General features: G+C 69.9%; 6 protein-coding genes. 3 read left to right on the forward strand and 3 right to left on the reverse strand.

Annotated features, from left to right (window positions below; all coding sequences use genetic code 11):
* Positions 1-1117: 1117 nt before the first annotated feature.
* A complete protein-coding gene (locus tag AB5J50_RS10945) occupies positions 1118-8056 on the reverse strand; it encodes an RHS repeat-associated core domain-containing protein (protein WP_369257073.1) in 6939 nt (2312 codons plus the stop codon).
* A 542-nt stretch (positions 8057-8598) separates the two neighbouring features.
* On the opposite strand from AB5J50_RS10945, the gene AB5J50_RS10950 reads away from it, so the two are divergent.
* Positions 8599-12621: a hypothetical protein gene (locus AB5J50_RS10950; protein ID WP_369257075.1), complete on the forward strand. Its 4023-nt coding sequence runs from the start codon at positions 8599-8601 to the stop codon at positions 12619-12621.
* A 455-nt stretch (positions 12622-13076) separates the two neighbouring features.
* Here AB5J50_RS10950 and AB5J50_RS10955 read toward each other — a convergent pair whose 3' ends face one another.
* Both AB5J50_RS10955 and AB5J50_RS10960 read right to left on the reverse strand, forming a co-directional pair.
* A complete protein-coding gene (locus AB5J50_RS10955) occupies positions 13077-14432 on the reverse strand; it encodes an HEXXH motif domain-containing protein (protein ID WP_369257077.1) in 1356 nt (451 codons plus the stop codon).
* On the reverse strand, positions 14429-15724 hold the full coding sequence (locus AB5J50_RS10960; protein ID WP_369257079.1) for an FxsB family cyclophane-forming radical SAM/SPASM peptide maturase: 1296 nt from the start codon (positions 15722-15724) through the stop codon (positions 14429-14431). Before AB5J50_RS10960 ends, AB5J50_RS10955 begins: the two co-directional genes overlap by 4 nt.
* A 292-nt stretch (positions 15725-16016) precedes the next feature.
* On the opposite strand from AB5J50_RS10960, the gene fxsA reads away from it, so the two are divergent.
* Entirely contained in the window at positions 16017-16235 is a 219-nt protein-coding gene (gene fxsA / locus AB5J50_RS10965) for an FxSxx-COOH cyclophane-containing RiPP peptide (protein WP_327427511.1), read from the forward strand.
* Positions 16236-16382: 147 nt separating this feature from the next.
* On the forward strand, positions 16383-20063 hold the full coding sequence (fxsT, locus tag AB5J50_RS10970; RefSeq protein ID WP_369257081.1) for an FxSxx-COOH system tetratricopeptide repeat protein: 3681 nt from the start codon (positions 16383-16385) through the stop codon (positions 20061-20063).
* The last annotated feature ends 24 nt before the right edge of the window (positions 20064-20087 follow it).

The following is a 20087-nucleotide window of genomic DNA, read 5'->3' on the forward strand; positions in this document are numbered from 1 at the left end:
CTTGGGTCGGGGTCCTGCCTGGAATGCGGCCGGCGCGGGACCCGCTCCGGGTGGGTGCCTCAAGGTGCCCTCGGCCCCCGCCCCAGCCCCGACGCGCCCCGTCTGCGTACGCCCTCAGGCTCTGGGTTTCGGTGATCTTGCGGGGGTTCCACATTGGGATCGTGATCCGGTCGCGTCGTGGGTTGGTGCGGGCGCTTGGTGTAGGTGGTCCGAAGGTGGGAGGGTCGCCGGGTCCGACGCGCGAGGCCACGAGCGAGCCCCGCCAGCATTGCCCAGGGGCCGGGGACCGCGCGCGGCGGAACCGGCGGCACCTCACCGACGGATCAGCCCGCGCCCGCCCCGGCCCGCCAAGGGCGGGTCGGGGCGCTTGATACCAAGTAAAGAAACTCTGAGCACGATCAACAAAAGCCCAGGCCAGAACGCGTACACGGGTCGGACTGACGCTGGGTGCGGGAGCGGTGGCCGAAGGTATCGAGAGCCCCGCCAGGACGGATAGGGCACGCCCCGGCCGGATCATGCATGGGTAACGATCCTCGCCACGGGGTCGGGATCCACATCGGGGTCACCGCCACCGTCTACGCCCATGTACGCCTCCGCCTCCAACGCGAGGATGACCGCACTCGGCCACGCCCTCAACCGCCCCTGACAGACACGCCACACGGCGGCAAGCACCCCCAGTGTTCGCCGTCGTTGCCGTCAACTACTGCCGTCAAACGGCAAATCGTCCCCGTCGAGCATGGCTCGACGGGGACGATGGTTTGCCACTGTACACATTAGGCAGCGGCAAAATTCTTACCGCTCGGCCACGACCAAGCGCTCGATCGAGTCAGCAGCCCGATTCACTTGAGATGTTCGCAGTAGGCATCGAAAGCCACGTCACTCATGTTTCTGACCTCGAACTCAGTGAGCCATCGAGTTTTCGAAGCGATACGAGCTATCTCTTCCCCTACAGCAACGAGGACACCTGGTGGCTCATCTGGATTTTCAGTCACACTAATCGCAACCTGAATAGCTCGTTCAGCATCCAGGGCGGACAGCCTGATTAGCGCAGAAACCCTATCCGCGAGGTCAGCCGATGAGTTCAGGACCACTGCAGACGTAGAGGTTACCTGGTCACTCATCCTGCACTCCCGAATAGTTCATTCAGCGTATTCGTCACCTGTTCCGTCACCGGCTTCGGGAGATGGACAGTGTGGTGCGCCTTGTTTCTACCTGTCTGCTCCACCCTGAATCCCTCCTCCCTCAACGCGCCAGCCGTTGTCGAACGGTACTCGCCAGATTCCTTGATTTTCGGAGGCAGTCGAGTCGATGTTGAAATCCCATGGGGGAAATCGTGCTGTTCGGCGTTAGCGGCATCCGCCGCAAGCTTCTCCGTGGTTTCTGGGCCACTCCCGAAGCGATACAGAGTGGTTGCGTCATCGATTCCATCGCAGTTGTGAACAAGAACCGGCGTGGCCCCCGCCAGCACATAGTACGTGTGCAGGGTTCCGACGGTGAGGTCGTACGTGGTGCTGCGCTGGTGGAAGTTGCGGACCCCGCGGACGATGACCGTGGTCCCGTCGACCTGACGGAGTTGGGTGCCCGGGGTGAGGTCGTGGGCGTCGGTCCAGCGGTGGTGGGTGGCGTCCCAGAAGGGGTGGTGCCAGGTGGTGGTGAGGGTCTGCTTGGCGGGGGTGTGAGTCTGCGTGTGGTGCGGTGGGCCGCGGGTCGGGGCCGTATCCAGGGTGAGAGTGGTGAAGTCCTTGTCCGTCGTGGTGACGATGACGTTCTGGACCTGCTCGGGGGCCGTGACGCCGGTCTGCGGGTCGGTGGCCAGGACTGTGTCGCCGACCTTGACCTTGCTGATCGGCGTCGAGGAGCCGTCTGCCAGGCGGACGCCGGTAGTGGGTATGAAGCTGTGGGTCACGCAGCCTGCCGCGTCCTCGGCCGCGCCGGCGCCGGCGCTCTCCGCCTTGCGGGCTTCGGTGATGGCGTGTTCCGCCTTCACCGCGTCCTCGGCGAGCTTCGCGGCTTCTTCCGCGTCCTTGACCGCCGTGTAGGCGCGGTCGAGGGAGCGCCAGACCTTGAATGCTTCGACGCCGACCTTGATGGCTTTGAAGATCTTTCCCCAGGGGACGGCTGTCAGGGCTGTGTTGATGCAGCCCATGACGTCGCCCTTGGTGAAGCAGTTGTAGGCGTCGGTGAGGCCGATGACGTCCGCGACCAGGCTGAGCAGGCGGTGTTTGAGGCCGGAGGCCTGCTTCTTCGCGGCGGCGGCGGCCGCGTCGGCGGTGGCTTTGGCGCGGGCCACGGCGCGGGCTTCGGCCTGCGGGTCGTAGGTCTTCTTGCTGATGTTGCCGCCGCTTGCGCCGAGGGTGTGGCCGTCGGAGCACTTGCCGTGGTGGCAGACGGCGGTGTTTGAGCCGCCGGGATCGACCGGGCCGGTCGTCACGTAGCGCTTGGGGTTGCTCTTGCTGGTGCCGGTGCCGCCGATGGGGTAGCCGATGCCGCACTGGTCGGCCATGCACAGGCCTGACGGGTCGGAGTGGGTGACCGGGGAGTCGGCGGAGTAGTCGTAGGCGTTCCAGGTTTGCGGGGCGCCGGTGTCCAGCAGGGGGTCGGGGCTGAGGAAGCGGCCGATGGACGGGTCGTACTCACGGGCGCCGAGGTTGGTCAGGCCCGTGTTGTCGTCCTGGGTGCCGCCGACGTATCCCCGTTGCCCGATCCAGGTCCCGGACTGGTTGCGTACCTCGCCGAAGGGCTTGTACTGGCGGCGGGTGACCTGCTGGGTCTGGGAGTCGATTTCCAGGGTGCTGGTGCCCTGACGGTCGGGGATCAGGTACGTGAACTTGCCGTCGGAGGAGTGGGTGGCCACCGTCTCGCCGGCGATGGAGATGTAGCGCACGCCGTCGGCGCTCGTGGCGTCCTTCTTGAGGGTGATCTCCTCATCGCCGGTGTAGAGGGTGGTGGCGGTGGGGCTGTGGCGGATCAGCAGGCTGCCGCCGGCGTCGTAGAGGTACTTCGTGTCGCCGCTGGAGCCCGTCGAGGCCAGTTCGGACAGCTTGCCCTCGTCGTCGTAGCTCAGGGTGTCGGTGCCCGCGCGGGTGGTACGGGTGAGGGCGTTGCCGTCCTCGTCGTAGGTGTAGCTGTTGGTGGTGTTGGAGGCCGAGTCTCCCGGCACCACTTTGTTCACCTGGGCCACGGCGTGGGCCGGGCCCTTGCCCGCCGCGACGGGGGTGTATGTGGACGTCGCGTCGTGGGAGGTGTCGCCCGTCGGGTCGTGGTCCACCTGCGTGGACCGGGCACCCGTGGCGTCGTAGGTCCATGACTGCCAGTACGGGGAGGGGCCGCCCACAGTGGTGGAAGCACTCGGCGCGGGGGTGGCCGCGCACGCGTCGGTAGCCGTCCACGCGGACTTCAGGCGCTGCGCCCAGTCGTAGCTGAAGCACTGGGTGTCGGTCGTGCCGGTCTCCAGCTTGTCGGTGATCTTGGTGACATTGCCGGACGGCTGGTAGGCGTAGCCGGTCTGGTCGGCGATCGCGGCGCCGGACTGGCTGATGGTGGTGGAGCCGGTCAGTCGGCGGGTCTGGTCGTCGTAGTTCAGAGTCTGCTGGGCGAAGTTGCCCGAGGTGCCGTAGGTGAACTGGTACGGCTCGTCGAACTCGGTGTAGCTGAGTTTGTCGACGTAGTCCCAGCCGTTGGTGTCCCCGGCGACGTGCGTGGGGCGGTCGAAGGCGTCGTAGGTGTAGGAGATGGTCTCCTGCGGCAGCTTGACCGTGGTGGGCGCGGCGTCGGTGTAACTACTCAGCGTGCCGGTGAGGTTGTAGCGGTTCTGGGTGGTGTAGGTGCCAGCGAGCGCGCCCTCGGCCGCCGGGATCACGAGCTGAGTGGCCTGTGGCCAGCCGTGGCTGTCGTAGCCGGCGACCTTCTCGGTGTAGGCGGCGCCGCTGATGCCGCCCACGTAGCGGGTGGAGGAGGTGGGCTTGCCCTTCTTCAGCGTGTCGTACGTCCAGGCAGCCAACTGGTTGGTGGCGGAGGGCGTGACGCCGCCCGTGGTGTCGTACTCACCCGTCTTGCGGCCCAGTTCGTCGTACTTGAAACTGATGATCTTGCCGCGGGCGTCGGTGGTGCTCAGCAGCTGGCCGGCGTTGTCGTAGGCGGAACTTGAGTGGCCGGTGTCGGGGTCGGTCTGGGAGGTGCGGCGCCCGAGGAGGTCGTAGCTGCTGGACCAGGTGTGGCCCTGGCCGTCGTCCTGGCCGATCTGGTGGCCAGCCGCGTCATAGGAGTAGGTGACGGTGTCCGCGGCGCCGGTGGGCGTGGTGCCGTGGTAACGCAGCAGCTTGACCAGCCGGTCGCTCGCGTCGGTGTACGTCGTCGTGGGCGTGGCACCGGCGGGCGGCGTGACGTCGACCCGGTCGGAGCCCAGGTAGGCGGTGGTGGTGCGCCAGGTTTCGGAAGCGAAGGTGTAGGCGATCGAGGCGGTCGCCCGGCCCGCACCGTCGTAGACCGTGGCGGTCTGGGACGGGGTCTGGTTGTCGGCCGCGTCCACCAGCGTGCCGGACGGGGCGCCGGTGTTGTAGTACGCGTCGGAGGCACTGACCGGCCAGCCGTGGCTGTCGTAGACCGTGTCGGTGATGGTGCGGCCGCCGTCCACGGTCGCCGTCTGCGACTCCCGCGAGCGCAGCATCGCGTCGTAGATCGAGATGGAGGTGCGGTAGCTGTTATCGCCGTTGAGGGTCTGGGTGGTGACCGTCGACGGAGCACTCGGAGTGAGGTTGTAGCTGTACTTGGTGTTGGGGTTGTTGGCGGTGGAGAAACCCGGGTTCCACACCGCGGTCAGGCGGCCCAGCGGGTCGTAGGTGCTGGTGGTGGAGTAGCCGGCCGCGTCCGTGGTCTTCAGGTCCTGGCCGCGGGCCGGGTCGAGCGTGGTCGTGGTGGTGAAGCCGGCCGTCTGGCCGGTGACCTTCGGCTGGGTGACCGTGATGGAGGTGGGGGCGGCGCCGGTCGTGGGCGTGTAGGCCGTGGTCGTGACGCGGTTGTCGGCGTCGGTCTCGGTGAGTTCGCGGCCGTAGGTGTCGTAGGTGTTCTTCAGCGCCGTGATGTAGTGCGCGGTGCCGTCCGCGGTCACCGAGTCGGCCTTCTGCACCATCGTCACGTCGCCCTTGGTGGGCGTCGCGGTGTTGTCGGTGGAGTTGTCGAAGAATGTCAGGTCGTCGCTGAGCAGGTCCTGCGGGTAGGTGGGGGTGGCGGAGCAGGAGACGGCGACTTCCTGGACGCGGCGCGGGATCGGCAGCGGGTTGCCGGAGGCGTCTGTGGCGTACCAGGTGCGTGTGCACTTGTCGTCGGTGGACGTCGCAACGTCGCCTTGGTCGTCCACGGCCTTGGGCAGGCCGGTGGCGTCGTCGAGTGTGTAGTCGATCTCGGTGGTGAGCTTGGTGCCGTCCGCCTTGGTCGTGACGGTGCGGGCCCGCTTCATGTTCGTGCGGCGCGCCACCAGCGGATCCAGGCCCGCCTTCGTCCGCGACTGGGTGGCCGTCGCCGCCGAGCTCCACGGGTCGGTGACGCCGTCCGACAGCAGCGCGCCGCCGTCACCGTTGTACGACTGGGCCTCGAAGGTCTGGCCGGCCAGCCAGTCCGAGTCCTTCTGCGCATCGTCGTTCGCGGTGTCGTTGAGCGTGACGCTGCGGGTACCGGAGGAGGTCTTGTCGCCGTCCATGCCGCGGAAGAACGTCTCCCTCGACAGCGTGAGCTTGCCGGGGGACGTGCCGGTGCGGGCCTCGACCTGGCCGTAACCGCGCCACTGGTTCCAGGTGCGGTACTTGGCCTGGGTCAGCGGGTCGTCGCTGAAGTGCCAGGCCGGATCGCCGACATACGTGTAGGAGGTCTGAACGGGAAGCCCGCCGCCCGTCGGATCCTGTGCGGTGACGGAGTTGACGACGAACTTGTTGAACCAGTCCAGCTGCGGCGACGTCTGGCCCGGCGGCGTCCAGTACTGCGGATAGCAGCGGTAGGTGTTGTTGTCCTCGCTGGAGGGCAGCACCTGGGTGCCCGCGCGATGGCACTGGGGCCCGGTGTAGTTGACCGTGATCACTTCGCCGGACTCGGTGGTGACCGTGGTCATCCGGTAGCGGGTGATCGGCTGGTAGCCGTCCAGCCCGTCCACTCGGTTGGCCAGTGCCTGGCCAGCGAACTTCACCGGCGGCAGGTCCAGACTTCCGCCATCCTTGCCGGTGTGCACGATCTGGCTCAGCCACAGCGACGGAGTGGTGGTATCCCCCGTCGACGGGAACGTGTGGCTCAGCGACCAGGCGTCCACGTCCTGGTAGGCGGTGCCGACCAGGCTCTGGGTGCGGATGCCCGTCAGGCGCTTGGTGGTGAAGAAGGCCGGGCCGTGGTTGTTGCAGGTGCCCGAGGAGGCGCAGATCTGGTCGACGGGAACGTCCGGCCAGTGCGAGGCGTTGGCAGACGTCAGCTTGGACGACGCGCAGTCGAAGCTGGAGTCGGGCAGGCAGCGCTCGGAGGAGTCGAAGAACACCTGGCCGGTCGCCGGGGTGGTGCTGTCGTAGACCTTCCCCGCCAACTGCCCGTACTGGATCTTGGAGAGGTAGCCGCCACGGGTGTACGCGGTGGGGGTGGTGGAGTTGTCCCGGCCGTAGTAGCCGGTCTCGGGCGTGTACCAGTAGCTGATGGCGTTGCCATGCGGGTCGACGGTGTAGTCGAGGTTCCACCGGTATCCCTGCTGGCACCAGGAGTCGGCGAAGGTGGAGGCGTGGCACGGCTCGCCGGTGTCGTTGCCGTACACGGGCGTGGTGTACACCGAGTTGGTGGTCGCGTTGCCCGACGCCCAGCCGGGCAGCCGGTTCCGACCGAAGTAGTACTTCGTGCCGTCGGCAGTGGTGACGATGAAGTACTCATTGTCATTGTCGCCGTTGACCGTGTCGGTCTTGACCTCGATCTTCTCGCCGTTGTCGCCCTGCGGGTGCCAGGTGTTCGTGGCGTCGTCATGGACAAGCGTGTTGGACGAGCCGTTCAACGACAGCGTGAGCGAGTCGACGTCGTCCGACCAGCACTCGTCGGAGGTCTTCGGCGTGCCGTTCGCCGCATCGTCGGAGCAGGATGAATAGCTGCGCTCGACGAAACCGGGCTCGTAGTCCCAGCCGTCACCGACCCAGGAGGACTGGGCGTTCGTCGAAGAGGTGCGCCCGTCCACGCTCTGCGAGCTGTAGTCCAGCGACACGCTCGGAGCGAGGCTACCGGGGACGTCGGGCATGGAGACGGGATATGAGTAGGAGAAGGCGCCGCTGGAGCCGCCGGCCGACCACTGGCCGGACTGGGCCAGCGAGGTGGCGCCGTAGCTGCCGCCGCCGCCCGAGGCGGCGGCCACCGCTGCCAGCACCATCGGCTCGGCGTCCGCGCTGTTCGCGGTCGTGCGGGTGGGCAGTGCGACATCGGCCGAGACGGTCTGGGTCTTGGTGTCGTTGGCGGAGGCCAGCGGGGTCTGCGTGCGGCACTTGGCAGCGCGCGGAGTGGTCAGCGCGCAGGCTGGCAGACGCACCAGGCGCAGCCGTCCGGCCCAGTCGCCGCCGTAGGCGTCCTTGAACGCCGCGTAGTCCAGGCCCACACGGGCAGTGCCACCCGAAGTGGCCTCGTCCGGCTGCACAGTGAAGACCACGCCGTGCACACCGAGCTGCTGCGCGGCCTTCTGGCCCGGCAGGCTCACGTGCACCTTGGTGTCGGCGTGCGCGCGGCGCGCGCTCTTCGACGCGGCGCTGACGGACACCGGAAGGGCGTCGGCTTTCGCGGCGGTGGCGCCGTGCACGGGCACCGCCACGTCGGCCGCGCCGGCCGCAGGCCAGGTCTTGCGTGCCTTGGCGGCGTTCCAGCGGGGCATCGTCGGCGTCTTCGCCGCCTTGCCCTTGACCGGGGACACCGGCACCGAGTGTTCTTTCTTCGCCTTGACAAGGTGATCAGGCCGGTGTCCGTCGGCGACCGCGTCCGCAGGCGTGAGAAATGCAACGAGCAGGCCGAGCACGGTCATTGCGGCGATCCATAATGCCGGCGCGCTGCGTATCCGCATGGTTCTTCCGTAAAACCGCCACCGCGAATTCCGACGCACTCCGGACCCCCCCCAATTCCAGCACGGCTGCCGAAGAGACATTGGAACAGTTCGAAGCCGCCCCTCACAGGCCCTTCACATGATCAAAGGGTATAGAGATCGTCATCGACACCCCAGACTCGACCAAGAAGCGCCTGAAAATGCATCAACTCGCCAACGAATGAGCCTGATTAACCAAGAACCACGATCAACTAGGGCTTCAGGCAGCAAAGTCGTACACATCACCTCCACACCAAGAACCGGAAATCCCCAACGCGCCGGTTTCCTCGGACAGTTGTCGCCTTGACAGGATTGCCGGTAGCCTCCCTGGCGCCCATGTGCGCTTTTCTCGGACTCGAATTGGGGGGCAGATGTCCGACCATTTCCGTCGGCGTTCCGCCGGTGACGCATTCAAAAAGAGACCGCGAATTCCCGGTCGACTCCTGGTGACCACTGCTGTCAGCGCGCTGTGTCTGTCTCAGGGCGCCGTGCTACCCGCCGCGGCGGACTCCGTTCCGGGATCTGTGGCGGACGTTGCCACCGGTCAGCCGGCGCTCACTCCGGCGCCGGACCACTCCACGGAGCAGCCGGAGCCGAGCGGTTCGTTGCGCCCAGCTGATGCTGACGGCGGGCTGACGACGACACAGCAGGCTTCGCTGACGGCCGCCCGCAGGCAGGCCGCGTCAACCGGCGATCCTGTCCGCGTCCAGGCTCTGACCACCGAGACCGCCACCACGACGGCGAACCCGTCCGGCACCCTCACCTACACGTCGAGCCTGCTGCCCGTCCGGGTACGCAAGGCCGGCCGCTGGATCCCGGTGGACGCCACCCTGAAACGCAACGCCGACGGCACCTGGAGTCCCAAGACCTCGGCCGAGCCACTCGCCTTCTCCGGCGGAGGCACGGCCCCGCTCGCCACCATGGCCAAGGGCAAGGCGTCCCTCGCCGTCTCCTGGCCGAAACCGCTGCCCGCCCCGCATGCCTCCGGCGCCAGTCTCACCTACCCGAACGTGCTGCCCGGCGTGGACCTCAGACTCACCGCCGACACTCAGGGCGGCTGGTCCCAGGTCCTCATCGTCAAGAACGCCAAGGCCGCAGCCAACCCCGCACTCGCGAAGCTCTCCCTCACCACCAAAGCCAAGGGCGTCACCGTCGCCGACGACGGCCACGGCAACCTCGCCGCCACCACGCCGGACGGCCGGGTGCTCTTCAGCGCCCCGCAACCCGCGATGTGGGACTCCAGCGGCATCGGCGGGCAGCACACCGCCCCGGAGACGGGCCCCGCCCAGAAGGCCAGAGTGGCCCGGGTCCAGGGCCGGCTGCACGGCCGGACGCTGTCCCTCGTGCCCGACGCCAAGCTGCTCGGCGACGCGCACACCACGTACCCGGTCTTCATCGACCCTACCTGGAACCCCCACTACGCCACCGGCGGCAAGCAGCACTACGTGGAGACCCAGCAGGGCTGCCCCACCGCGAAGAACTACGACTCCACCCAGTACGGCGACCCCGGCGTCGGCTACAACAGCTGGTCCGGCTGCATCGGCGTCGAGCGCTCCTACTTCCAGCTGGCCGTACCCTCGAGCATCTGGGGCACGCACATCGTCTCGGCCACGGTGGACGCCAAGGAGAACTACTCCGCCAGCTGCAGCCTCTCCTCGGACGTCTATCTCTACTGGTCCGGCGCGATCAGCTCGTCGACCAGATGGGACGCCAAGCCGTCGCTGACCAGCAAGCTCGCCACGAAGAGCTTCGGCCCGGCCTGCACCAGCGAGCCCTCCGGCGGCTTCTCCGTCACCTCCACCATCGCCAAGGGCGCCTCCGCGCACTGGAAGAGCTGGACCTTCGCCCTGGTCAACAGCCAGAACGGCAGCGGCGACGGCAACTACTTCAAGCGCTTCGCCAACAACCCCTCGATGTCCATCACCTACAACCACGTCCCCAGCAAGCCCGGCAACCTGGCCACCAAGGTCGGCTCCACCTCGCTCGGCTGCGGCACCGCCACCCCGTACCCGATCGTCGGCAAGACCCTGGCCACCACCCCGCCCACCCTCAACGCCGTGGTCAGCGACGGCGACAAGGACGCCCTGGCCGCCACGTACTCCTACTGGGTCGGCAGCGGCTCGGCCACCCCGAAGACCAGTGCGACCGTAGCCAGTGGAGTCACCGCCCCGGTGCAGCTGTCCTCGTCCTTCATGAGCGGCCTCGCCGACGGCAGCGTGGTCAGCTGGAAGGTCACCTCAACGGACGGCAAGGACACCTCAGCCACCTCGGCCACCTGCCACTTCACCGTCGACCTGCACAGCCCTGCGCAACCGACCGTCAAGACCGCAGACAACCTCTACCCGGAGGACTCCCCCGGCATCACCGCGGCCGGCACCGCAGGCAAGTTCACCGTCTCCGTGGACCCGGGCACCAACGGCAACAACGCCGCCAAGTTCCTCTACGGCCTGGACGCCGCCCCGCCGACCTCCAACACCCCGTCCTCGCAGACCGTGACAGCGAGCAACAACACCGCCACGATCACCATGACCCCGGTGGCACCCGGCACACACACGCTCTACGTCTACGCCGTCGACTCCGCGGGCAACGTCTCCTCGCAGCAGCAATACGAGTTCACCGCGCTGGGGCACGCCACGAAGACGTACGCCAGCCTGCAGGCGGCCTTCAACAACACCGCCACCACCGACGACAGCAACCACACCACCGCCGACGCCGACGGGGTCGGTGCGACGCTCTCGCTGCAGGACCTCAAGGCTGCCGGCTGGCAGCCCGGCGGCAAGGTCACCGTGGACGGCGCCACCTTCACCCTGCCCAACTTCGGCTCCACCAGCGGCGACAACGTCATGGCCGCCAACCAGACCATCCAGATGAACGGCAAGAGCGGCCAGGCCCTGGTCTTCCTCGGCTTCTCCACCTACGGGTTCGTCGGCTCCCAGCACCAGGGCGGCGACACCACCAGCCCCGTCGTCCCCGACAACACCAACACCTCGGCCACCAACTGCAGCCTGGGCAACGGCACATACGAAGACTGCGTCACCCCGACCGGATCCATCACCTACGGCGACGGCACCGCACAGCCCTACTACCTGACCATGCCCGACTGGGTGTACGGCTCGGACACCCTGGCCGCCGTCACCCTGCTGCACCGCAACACCCCAAGCGCCCAGGAGACCCGCAACACCAACATCTACGCCTTCGCGGTACCGCTGAAGGCCGGCGCCACCGTCGACTCGGTGACGCTGCCCGACCTGGCCAACGCGGCCCGCAAGTACGTGCCGGGGTTGCACATCATCGGCATGTCCGTCCGCGACACCACCACCGCGGCGAACGGCGCCGCCTGGACCGGTACCTGGAGCGCACCGACCGAGGAGCGTTTCCACTTCTCGGACATGGGCGCCTTCAGCAACCAGACTTTCCGCGAGATCACCCAGGTAAGCGCCGGCGGCGACACGGTACGGCTGCGGCTGTCCAACGCACTGGGCACCGACCCGCTCACCCTCGACCACGTGACCGTCGCCCCGTACGGCAACGGCGCCACGTTGACCTCCACACCGGTGGACGTGACCTTCGGCGGAGCCAAGTCGGTGGTGATCCCGGAGGGCGGCGAACTCTACAGCGACCCGATCCCGATGACGGTCGCCCAGGGCGGGGTGATCACGACCAGTATCCATCTGGTGAACGAGGTGAACTACCTCGTCATGCACCCCTGGGCGGCCACAGACACACTCAGCTACGTCAGCGCCGTCGGCAGCGGCGACCACACCACGGACACGGCAAACACGGCGTTCACGGGCACGGGAACGGTCGCGGCGGGCCGCTTCTCCGACATCCTCACCGGAGTCGACGTCACCACCACCGACCACCGGCCGGCGGTCTCCGTGCTCGGCGACGGCCTCATCAACAGCCGCACCACCGGCAACACGGCGGGCTACAACACTCCACGCTTCAACCAGTGGTTGGCGTACCGGCTGCGCAACAACACCGACGGCGTACCGGTCTACGGCGTCGTGGCCTCCGGCATCGAGAACAACTACCTCGGCACAGACCAGGGCGCAGGCGCCGGCGGCCGCGCGGCGGTCACCCGCCTGGACCGGGACGTACTCTCGATCCCCGGCCTACGCACGGTCGTGGTCACCCAAGGGTTGGAGGACATCGTCGCAGGCCACGACGACGTCGACGTCGACAGCGCACTCGGTCTGCTGCGCGACCAGCTCAAGGGCTGGGGAATCAAGGTCATCTTCACGACACTGACGCCCTGCGACGGCTACAGCGCCTGTACGGCGACAGTCGACCAGAACCGCATCGACACCAACACCTGGATCACCGACCAACTCGACTTCACCTCGCCCACGGTGAACTACGTGGACGCGGAGTCGGTCGTGGCAGTCACGGACACGGCGAGTACGGCGGACCCACAGGCACTGAAACTGGGCAACAATGCGGCACCGGCGGACTTCGATGCCGGCGACCACGTCAACCTGACGCCGGACGGCTACAGCACCATCAGCAACGCCTACGACCTCGCCTCACTCGGGCCAGACGCATAGCGTGGCGACAACGGCTGGGGGCACCGCAGCGTTCTTGCGGTGCCCCCGGTCCGCTGCCGCTCTCCCGCGTGAGCGCTGCGTGAGCGGACGGTCGAACACCAGCCGCCAAGATTCGGCTTGGCCAACATGCCAGGCGCCGCTGGCCTGCACGAACAGCAGCGCCTGGTAGGGACGAGTACCACCCGGCAAAGATCCAATCCCACTCCTAAAGCGGGTGTCGCAGGTTCGAATCCTGCCGGGGATTCGCACCTGCGCGGACGCACGACCAACACTTCCCCTCGCCCAGACTCCGGTCGGCAGCTACAGCAGAGCCAGCTCCAATTCAGCGCTGAGTGGCGCGATCCGTGGGCTCCCGGTACAAGTCCCCCCTCGGACACCATATGAAGCAGTGATCAGGCCCTGGCCGGGAGCAATCCCGTCCGGGGCCTGTTGCTGTTCGGGGCGGGTGGTCGTCGTCATACGGACACCGCCCGCGCCCTCCCGTTGCGGTCGTGCCAGGCCGCCCGGTGCGCCCGCGCCTCGGCCTCGGCCCGGCGCAGGGCCGGGGGCGGCACCGGCAGTCGGCACAGGACGTCGAGGGTGTCGAGCATCCGCCCGGCGAACCGCTGCCCGAGCGGAGTGAGCCGGCCGGAGTCCAGGAGCACGAGAGTCGCCTCCCGGGTGGCCGAGCGCCAGCGGGCGAACCGGAGGTGCGCGGCGGCCCGCAGGGCGGCGTCCGGCTCCGTCTCGCGGCGCCGGTTCCAGAACTGCGCCACCCCCAGATGCGCGTACGCCCCGTGGAAGAGCCCCAGCAGCGGGCGCGGGTCGCCGCGCCAGGGCGCGTAGTACAGCTCCTGGCCGCCCGCCTCGAACAGGTCGAAGAGGTGCAGCAGGGCCGCGAACTTGTTGTGCTGCATCTCGTGCGCCATCGTCACCGCGAACACGGTCCCCGTCGGGGGCAGGGACATGGCGACGCAGCCGAAGGTCTCCGCACTGCTTCCGCTGACGCTGCCCCGGGCGGTGCCGGTCAGCGGCACCAGGAGCCGCGGGCCGGCGGCCAGCTCCGCGTAGGTCTCCGGATGGTCGGCGCGCAGCAGCCGGCAGGCGTCCCGCGCGACCGACGCCCAGCGGCGAACCTCGTCGGCGCCGAGATCTCCGGGGCGCCCCTCCGCGTGCGGGAAGCACGACGGGTCCAGGGGGTCGAGCAGCAGCGGGGCGTCGGTGTCCAGGGCGGTCAGCAGGTGGGCGCCCCGCCAGCGTCCCTTGCTCCGGTACGGATCCCCGGGCACCGTGACCGGGCCGGGGGCGAGGGCCGATCCGGGTACGGCGATCCGGGCCCGGCCGTCGTCACCGACGCGCACCTCGACGCGCTCGCCGGGGCGGGCGCCGGGGAAGTGGGCCCGGCCGAGCGAGGGCAGCGCCACCCAGGGGCCCGCCGCAGGCCAGCGCACGTCCCCGGGGAGCCCGGCGCGGACGGCCGCCGCGGCGGCGAGCGCGGTGAACCAGTGCACCGGCGGCTGCGCGCCCTCGCGCCGTTGGGTCAGACGCGCGAGCAGGCCGAACAGTGCGGGACCGGCCGACGGATGGGTCAGTACGGCGGCCGCGGCGTCGGGTGCCGCGTTCCGTGCGGCGACGAGCAGCTCCCACGCCCGCTCGGCCTCCTGCGCCACGGCGCCCCCGGTTTCACGGGCGGCGGCCGTCACCGCATACACGCAGGCGAGGCGTCGGCTGTGCTCGGCGCGGGCGAGCAGCCGCAGGGCCCCGGCGCCGCCGCATCCGGCGGCGACCTCGTCGAACAGCACGCCCGGCATGCGGTGAGGCAACGGCGTCATGCCACCTCCGACGACAACGAGGACGAAGACGAGGGCGAAAGCGAGGGCGAGGCCGCCGGCCGCGCGGACGGCGACGTGGCCAGGCGCATCACATCCTCGGCCAGGCGCCCGCGCACCCGTCCGATCAGTGCCGCCAGGTCGGCGCAGTACACGCTCGGGTTGGCGAACCCCGTGTCGTGGCGGTACCGGTTCGCGTAGTGGCCGCCACCGCACACCCGGTGCAGCGGGCAGGCGCGGCACTCGGCGCACAGTCCGTCGGCCCCCCACTGGCGGGCCGCGACGCCGGGATGGCGCAGCAGCGCGTCGAAGGAGTGGCGCTCGACGTCGAGCCCGGTGCGCGCGGCCCCGGCGTATGCGGTGCGCAGACTGTCGTCCTGGGCCAGCGAGCCGTCGGTCTCCACCACCGCGTAGCGCACCGGGGACAGTCCGAGGGCCTCCGTCCGCGGTTCGGCGCCCAGCAGAAGGGCCATCAGGTCGTCGAGGAGGCGTACTCCGGTCTCGCGCACGGCCGTCCCGTACCAGCGCTCGAAGACGGCCCACAGCCAGTCCGCGTACGGGGTGCGCCGCCCGCCGGGGTCGAGGCCGGGCGGCGGCGTGTGCCAATTGCCCAGCGGCAGAAGGAAGTCGAGGGTGGGCGGGCGGTGGGAGAGCAGCTCTTCGTAGGTGCGCACGGGGTCGTTGCGCAGGTCGATCGTGCACAGCAGCGCGGCGAACAGCGGCCGGTAGGGATCGCTCGCCAGCAGCCGCAGGGCCGCGTCGACCCGGGCATGGCTGCCGCGCCCGTCGGCGCCGCGGCGGTGCCGGTCGTGGGCGGCGCGTCCGCCGTCGGTGCTCACCCCGATCCGGATGCCCAGTTCGCCGCAGAGGTCGAGCCGTTGCTCGGTCAGGCGTACGCCGTTGGTCTGCAGGGACAGACGCAGCCGTACGCCGTCGCCGACGGCCGCGCGCAGGGTCGAGGCCGTGCGGGCGAGCGCGGCGTCGCCGGCGAGCAGGGGTTCGCCGCCGTGCAGGACGACGCCCGCCTCGTGCAGCCCGTGCGCGGACAGGTGCTCGGCGATCCGCTGGGCCGTGCGCTCGACGGTGGCGGGGGCCATGGTCCGCGGCTGTGTGCGCCAGCTCTGGTCGTGCGAGCGGTACATGTAGCAGTAGTCGCAGGCCAGGTCGCAGCGGCTGTGCACCTTGAGGACGAAGGAGTGGATCGGGTACGGGACCCAGCCGGCCGTCTCCCGTGCCACCACGTCGGCAGCCCTCGGCCAGGGCGGCTCTGCATGGCGCAGTGGCGGTCGACTCATCCGCTTCCCCCCGAAGATGTGCGCCGCCGTCCCGTCGTATGTCCCCGTCGTACTTCAGGACCTGGCGCACTCTGTTTGACCAGTATTCGTTCGTGGTGCGGCGAGCGTCAACATCACGAATGAGCCAACGGGTTCCGTATTGCGGGCAGTTGACGAAGCACGGGGCGCACGACCGCTGCCGCGCGGGCAGGGGGTGGCGTTACGCTGAAGTGGACATCGGTCACCCGCTCCGCGTCCACGCGGGGCGGGCCGCAGCCGCACAGCGGTCCACGAACATCCTGGAGTGGACACCATGGCAGTTGCCGAGGGAGCCACCCCCGCCGAGCCGGGTAAGGGCGAAGGCCGGGGCCCGGTGCCCGACGCCCAGTCCGTCGTCCTGGACATCGCCGGGCTGGCACTCGAAGACGTCGCCGCCCTGCCGGACTCCGTGCTCGGCGCGCTGCTGCGCCGGGTGCACGACAGCTGCGCGGCGGGCGACCCGTTCGTCACCGGGCACACCGAGAGCGCGTGAGCGAAGTGGGCGGGGTGCGGGCGACCCGCGGATCTGACGTACACCGGGCGTGCACAGCCGGGGGTGGGGCAGCGAGCCCTATACTGACACCCTCGCATGTCCGTTATGTCCACCTTCCCTTGCTGTGCCGCGCCGAGCGGAGAGGTCATGCCAGACGCCAACCCCCTTGACCGCGCAGGTTCGTTCACCATCTTCTTCACCACGTCGGAGAACCTCGGACTGAGCACCACCCTGCGCAACGCGGCGGACATCCTCGCCGAGGGCAACCGCAGTGTGCTGCTCGTGGACGGCCGCTCCGGCGATCAGGCGGACGGCCTGCCGGTACCCGACCCGGTGCCCGGGCTGGTTTCCACCACGGCACTCACCACCCCGGCGGCGCTGACCGGGCTCGCCGACGACCCCGTCGCGGCCCGCTACGACCACGTCCTCGTCGAGGCTCCGGTGCCGGACGCTCCCGGCGCGGTGGAACCCGCCCGGCTGTTGGGGTTCGCCGACGCGGTCGTCGTCTGCTTCGCGTTGACCGCCTGGTCCATCGACGGTGCCGCCGCCCTCGCCGAGGACCTGTCCGGCGCGCAGGGCGACCGGCCCGTCCGGCTGCTCACCCTCGGGCTCAAGAGCGACGTCGGGGTCCACGACCGGCTGCGGGACGCGCGCGAACGGGTGCGCCGCAAGTTCGGACCACTCGCCCAGGCCCGTGAGGAGCGCGAGTTCCCCTTCCTGGAGATCCCGTACAACCCCCTCTACCTGGACAGCCGCAGCCTCGCCGTCGAGACCGAGAGCGTCGGCACCGTCACCGGTCTGCGCCCCTACTACGAGCGGCTCGCCGACTGGCTGCGGGTACGCCGCCCGGCCCGGTTCACCCACGTCACCGTCGTCCACTCCGCACGGCACGCCCTCTGGGCGGCCTGGCTGCAGGACCGGCTCGGCGAACGGAGCGTGCGGACCGTACTGCGCAGGGACGACACCTACGCCGGTGAGCGCCCCGCGGCCGGTGCGGCCCTGCTCTTCCTCTCGCCGGGTGACGCGGACGACACCCTGCTCGCACAGATCGGCGCCCTCTCCCACACCGATGTGCGGATCGTCCTGGTCGACGAGCCGTTCCCGCACACCGCGGCGGCCCACCACGAGCGGATCGACCTGCGCGACACCACCGAGGACGAGGCACTGCGGCTGCTCTACACCACCCTCGGCCTCGGCCCGGCGGGACCCCGCGAGGGCGCGCGGGGCGCACGCTTCCCGCGGCTGCCCGAGACCACCAACGTCGCCCCGCGCAACGGCGATTTCATCGACCGCGACGCCCTGCTGGCGACGCTCGACGAGCAACTGCGTGGGGCCGGCCGCGAAGGCGGCTGCCTGGTGCTGCACGGCCCCAGCGGCTGGGGCAAGAGCGAGACCGCCCGGGAGCTGTGCCACCGCTACGGCGCCCGGTACGACGTGGTGTGGTGGGTGCGCGCCTGGGAGACGCTGCGGGTGCAGCGCGGTCTGGCCCGGCTCGCCGGCCGCCTCGGCACGGCGGAGGACCAGCTCGGCGTCGTCGCACCCGACGGCGGCGTCTCCCGGCTGCTGACCCGCCTGTCGCGCCCCGACTCCGACTCGGGGAACTGGCTGATCGTCTACGACGGTGTGGTGGACCCCTCCGAGCTGCACGGTCTGCTCCCCGTTCCGCACGAGCGCGGCCATGTGCTGATCACCAGCCGCGTCGCGCCGCCCGAACGGCAGCCGGACGCCCGCCCACCGCATATGACGGCCACCGCCATCGGACCCATGAGGCCCGCCGAGTGCCGCGCCCTGCTGTGCGAACGGCTCCCGGAGATCACCGAGGACCAGGCCCAACAGGTGGGCAGCGTGGTGGACTCCGTCCCGCTCGCCCTGCATCTGGCCGCCCACTGCCTCGCCGAGCGGGCCGACGCCCACCGGCGCGACGATCACATGGGGCCGGACGCGGCGGCCCGCGCGGCCGTCGCGGACCTTCTCGCCGAGTTCCGCACCTGCAAGACCGAACTCCTCGGCGAGACCGGCTCCGTACCGCCCGTCGCCGTCATGGTGCGGGTGGCCCAGAACGTCGCGGGGGCCACCCCGGGCGCCGCCGCCTGGCGCGCCGAGAGCCCCGGGCACGACGCCCTGGGCTGGCTGCTGGGCGCCGCCTCCCTGCTCACCGGGCGCGGCACCGGCCTGGAGCTGCTGCGCTCGCGCCGCATCCTGTCCGAGCTGGCCCGCGACGACTCCGCCGAACCAGCCGCCGAGGACACCGTCCGCCACCGGCACCCCGACGACGTACAGCTGCCCGACGAGCACATGGTGAGCGTCGCCCTGTGGTCACTGGCCCAAGTGGGGCTGCTCGACGTCGACTTCGACCGCAAGGAGCAGCCCCTCGTACAGCATCACGCGCTGCGCGACCTGATCCGCGACGGCATGGACCCCGACAAGCGGCAGCACGTCGAGTCGGTGCTGCGCAGTGTGCTCGCCGAGTACGTGCCGCAGGAGGACCAGGACCTGCCCGCCGACTGGGCGCGCGAGGTGTACTCGCTGCGGCTGTGGGAGGACTCCCGGCCCCGGGTGCGCCGCTCGATGCTGCGCCATCTCAACGCGCTCAGCCAGCGCGGCGAGAGTGCCGACCTCGCCCGCCTCCTCGACATCTCGGGGCGGGCCCGCGACGCATGGCGGGCCGACGGCGACGAGCAGACGCCCGAGTACCTGCGGCTGCTCAACCTCACCGCCCGCGCCCACCGCCTGGGCGGCGACTACGAATGCTCCCGCGAGCTGTCCCAGGAGGCGCTGCGCGGTCACCGCAGGCTGCTCGGCCTGACCCACCCGCGCACCCTGCTGTCGGCCGACTCGCATGCCGCGACCCTGCGGGCCCTCGGCCGGTTCGAGGACGCCCTGATCCAGATCAGGCCCGCCATGGAGGGGCTCACGCTGCTGCTCGGCTCGAAGCATCCCGCCACGGTCCAGGTCGAGCACAACCTCGCCCTCACCGAGGCGCTCACGGGACGTGTCTCCGTCGCCCTGGGCCGTCTCCAGGCACGCTTCCGCTACCGGCAGGCCGTCGGCGGCAAGGAGGACCCGATCGCCTGGCGCGCGGCCGATCTGCTCGCCTACCTGTACCGGATGAGCGGGCGCGACGGCGAGGCACGGGACCTGCTGCGCCAGCGGCTGCGCCGGTACGGCGACACCTGGGACGGGGGGCGCCTGAAGACGGAGGTCGGCCTGGCCGTCAGCGAGCGCCGCCTCGCCGACGGCTTCCCCGCCGTCAAGGACCCCCGCTACGGCTTCGAGATGGCCCACGAACGCGACCTGCGGGCCTTGAAGCTGTACGTCAGCCGCTTCGGCGCCGACCGCTTCGACACGCTGCGCTGCCAGTTCAGTTACGCCGCCGATCTGCACGCCCTCGGCAAGGTGGAGGAGGCCGAACAGCAGGCTCGCCAGTGCGGGGACGCGCTGGCGAGCCGGTTCGGTGTGGGGCACCCCTACACGGGGCTCAGCCAGGTCCGGCACGCGGTGTATCTGCGGTCGATGGGCGAGGTGCAGCGCGCGGAGGACGAGGGCCGCGCCGCCGTGCACCTGCTGTCCCACAAGGTCGGCCAGTCCCACCCGTGGGTGGCCGTCGCGGAGAACTCCCTCGCCGCCACCCTGGCCGCGGCCGACCGCACCGAGGAAGCCGCCCAACTCGCCCACAGCGCCCTGAACCGGCTGCGCGACCTCGGCGTCGCACACCGCCCCGACGGACGCCGGGTGCGGGCCCATCACGCACGGCTGACCGGATCCGACACATCGCGCCCGGTGCCTCCGTCGGGCTTCGACATCGACCTGGAGCTGCCCGGGCTGTAAGAAGAAGACGGACACACGGACACG

The sequence above is a fragment of the Streptomyces sp. R35 genome (assembly GCF_041053035.1).
GTDB classification, from domain to species: domain Bacteria; phylum Actinomycetota; class Actinomycetes; order Streptomycetales; family Streptomycetaceae; genus Streptomyces; species Streptomyces lutosisoli.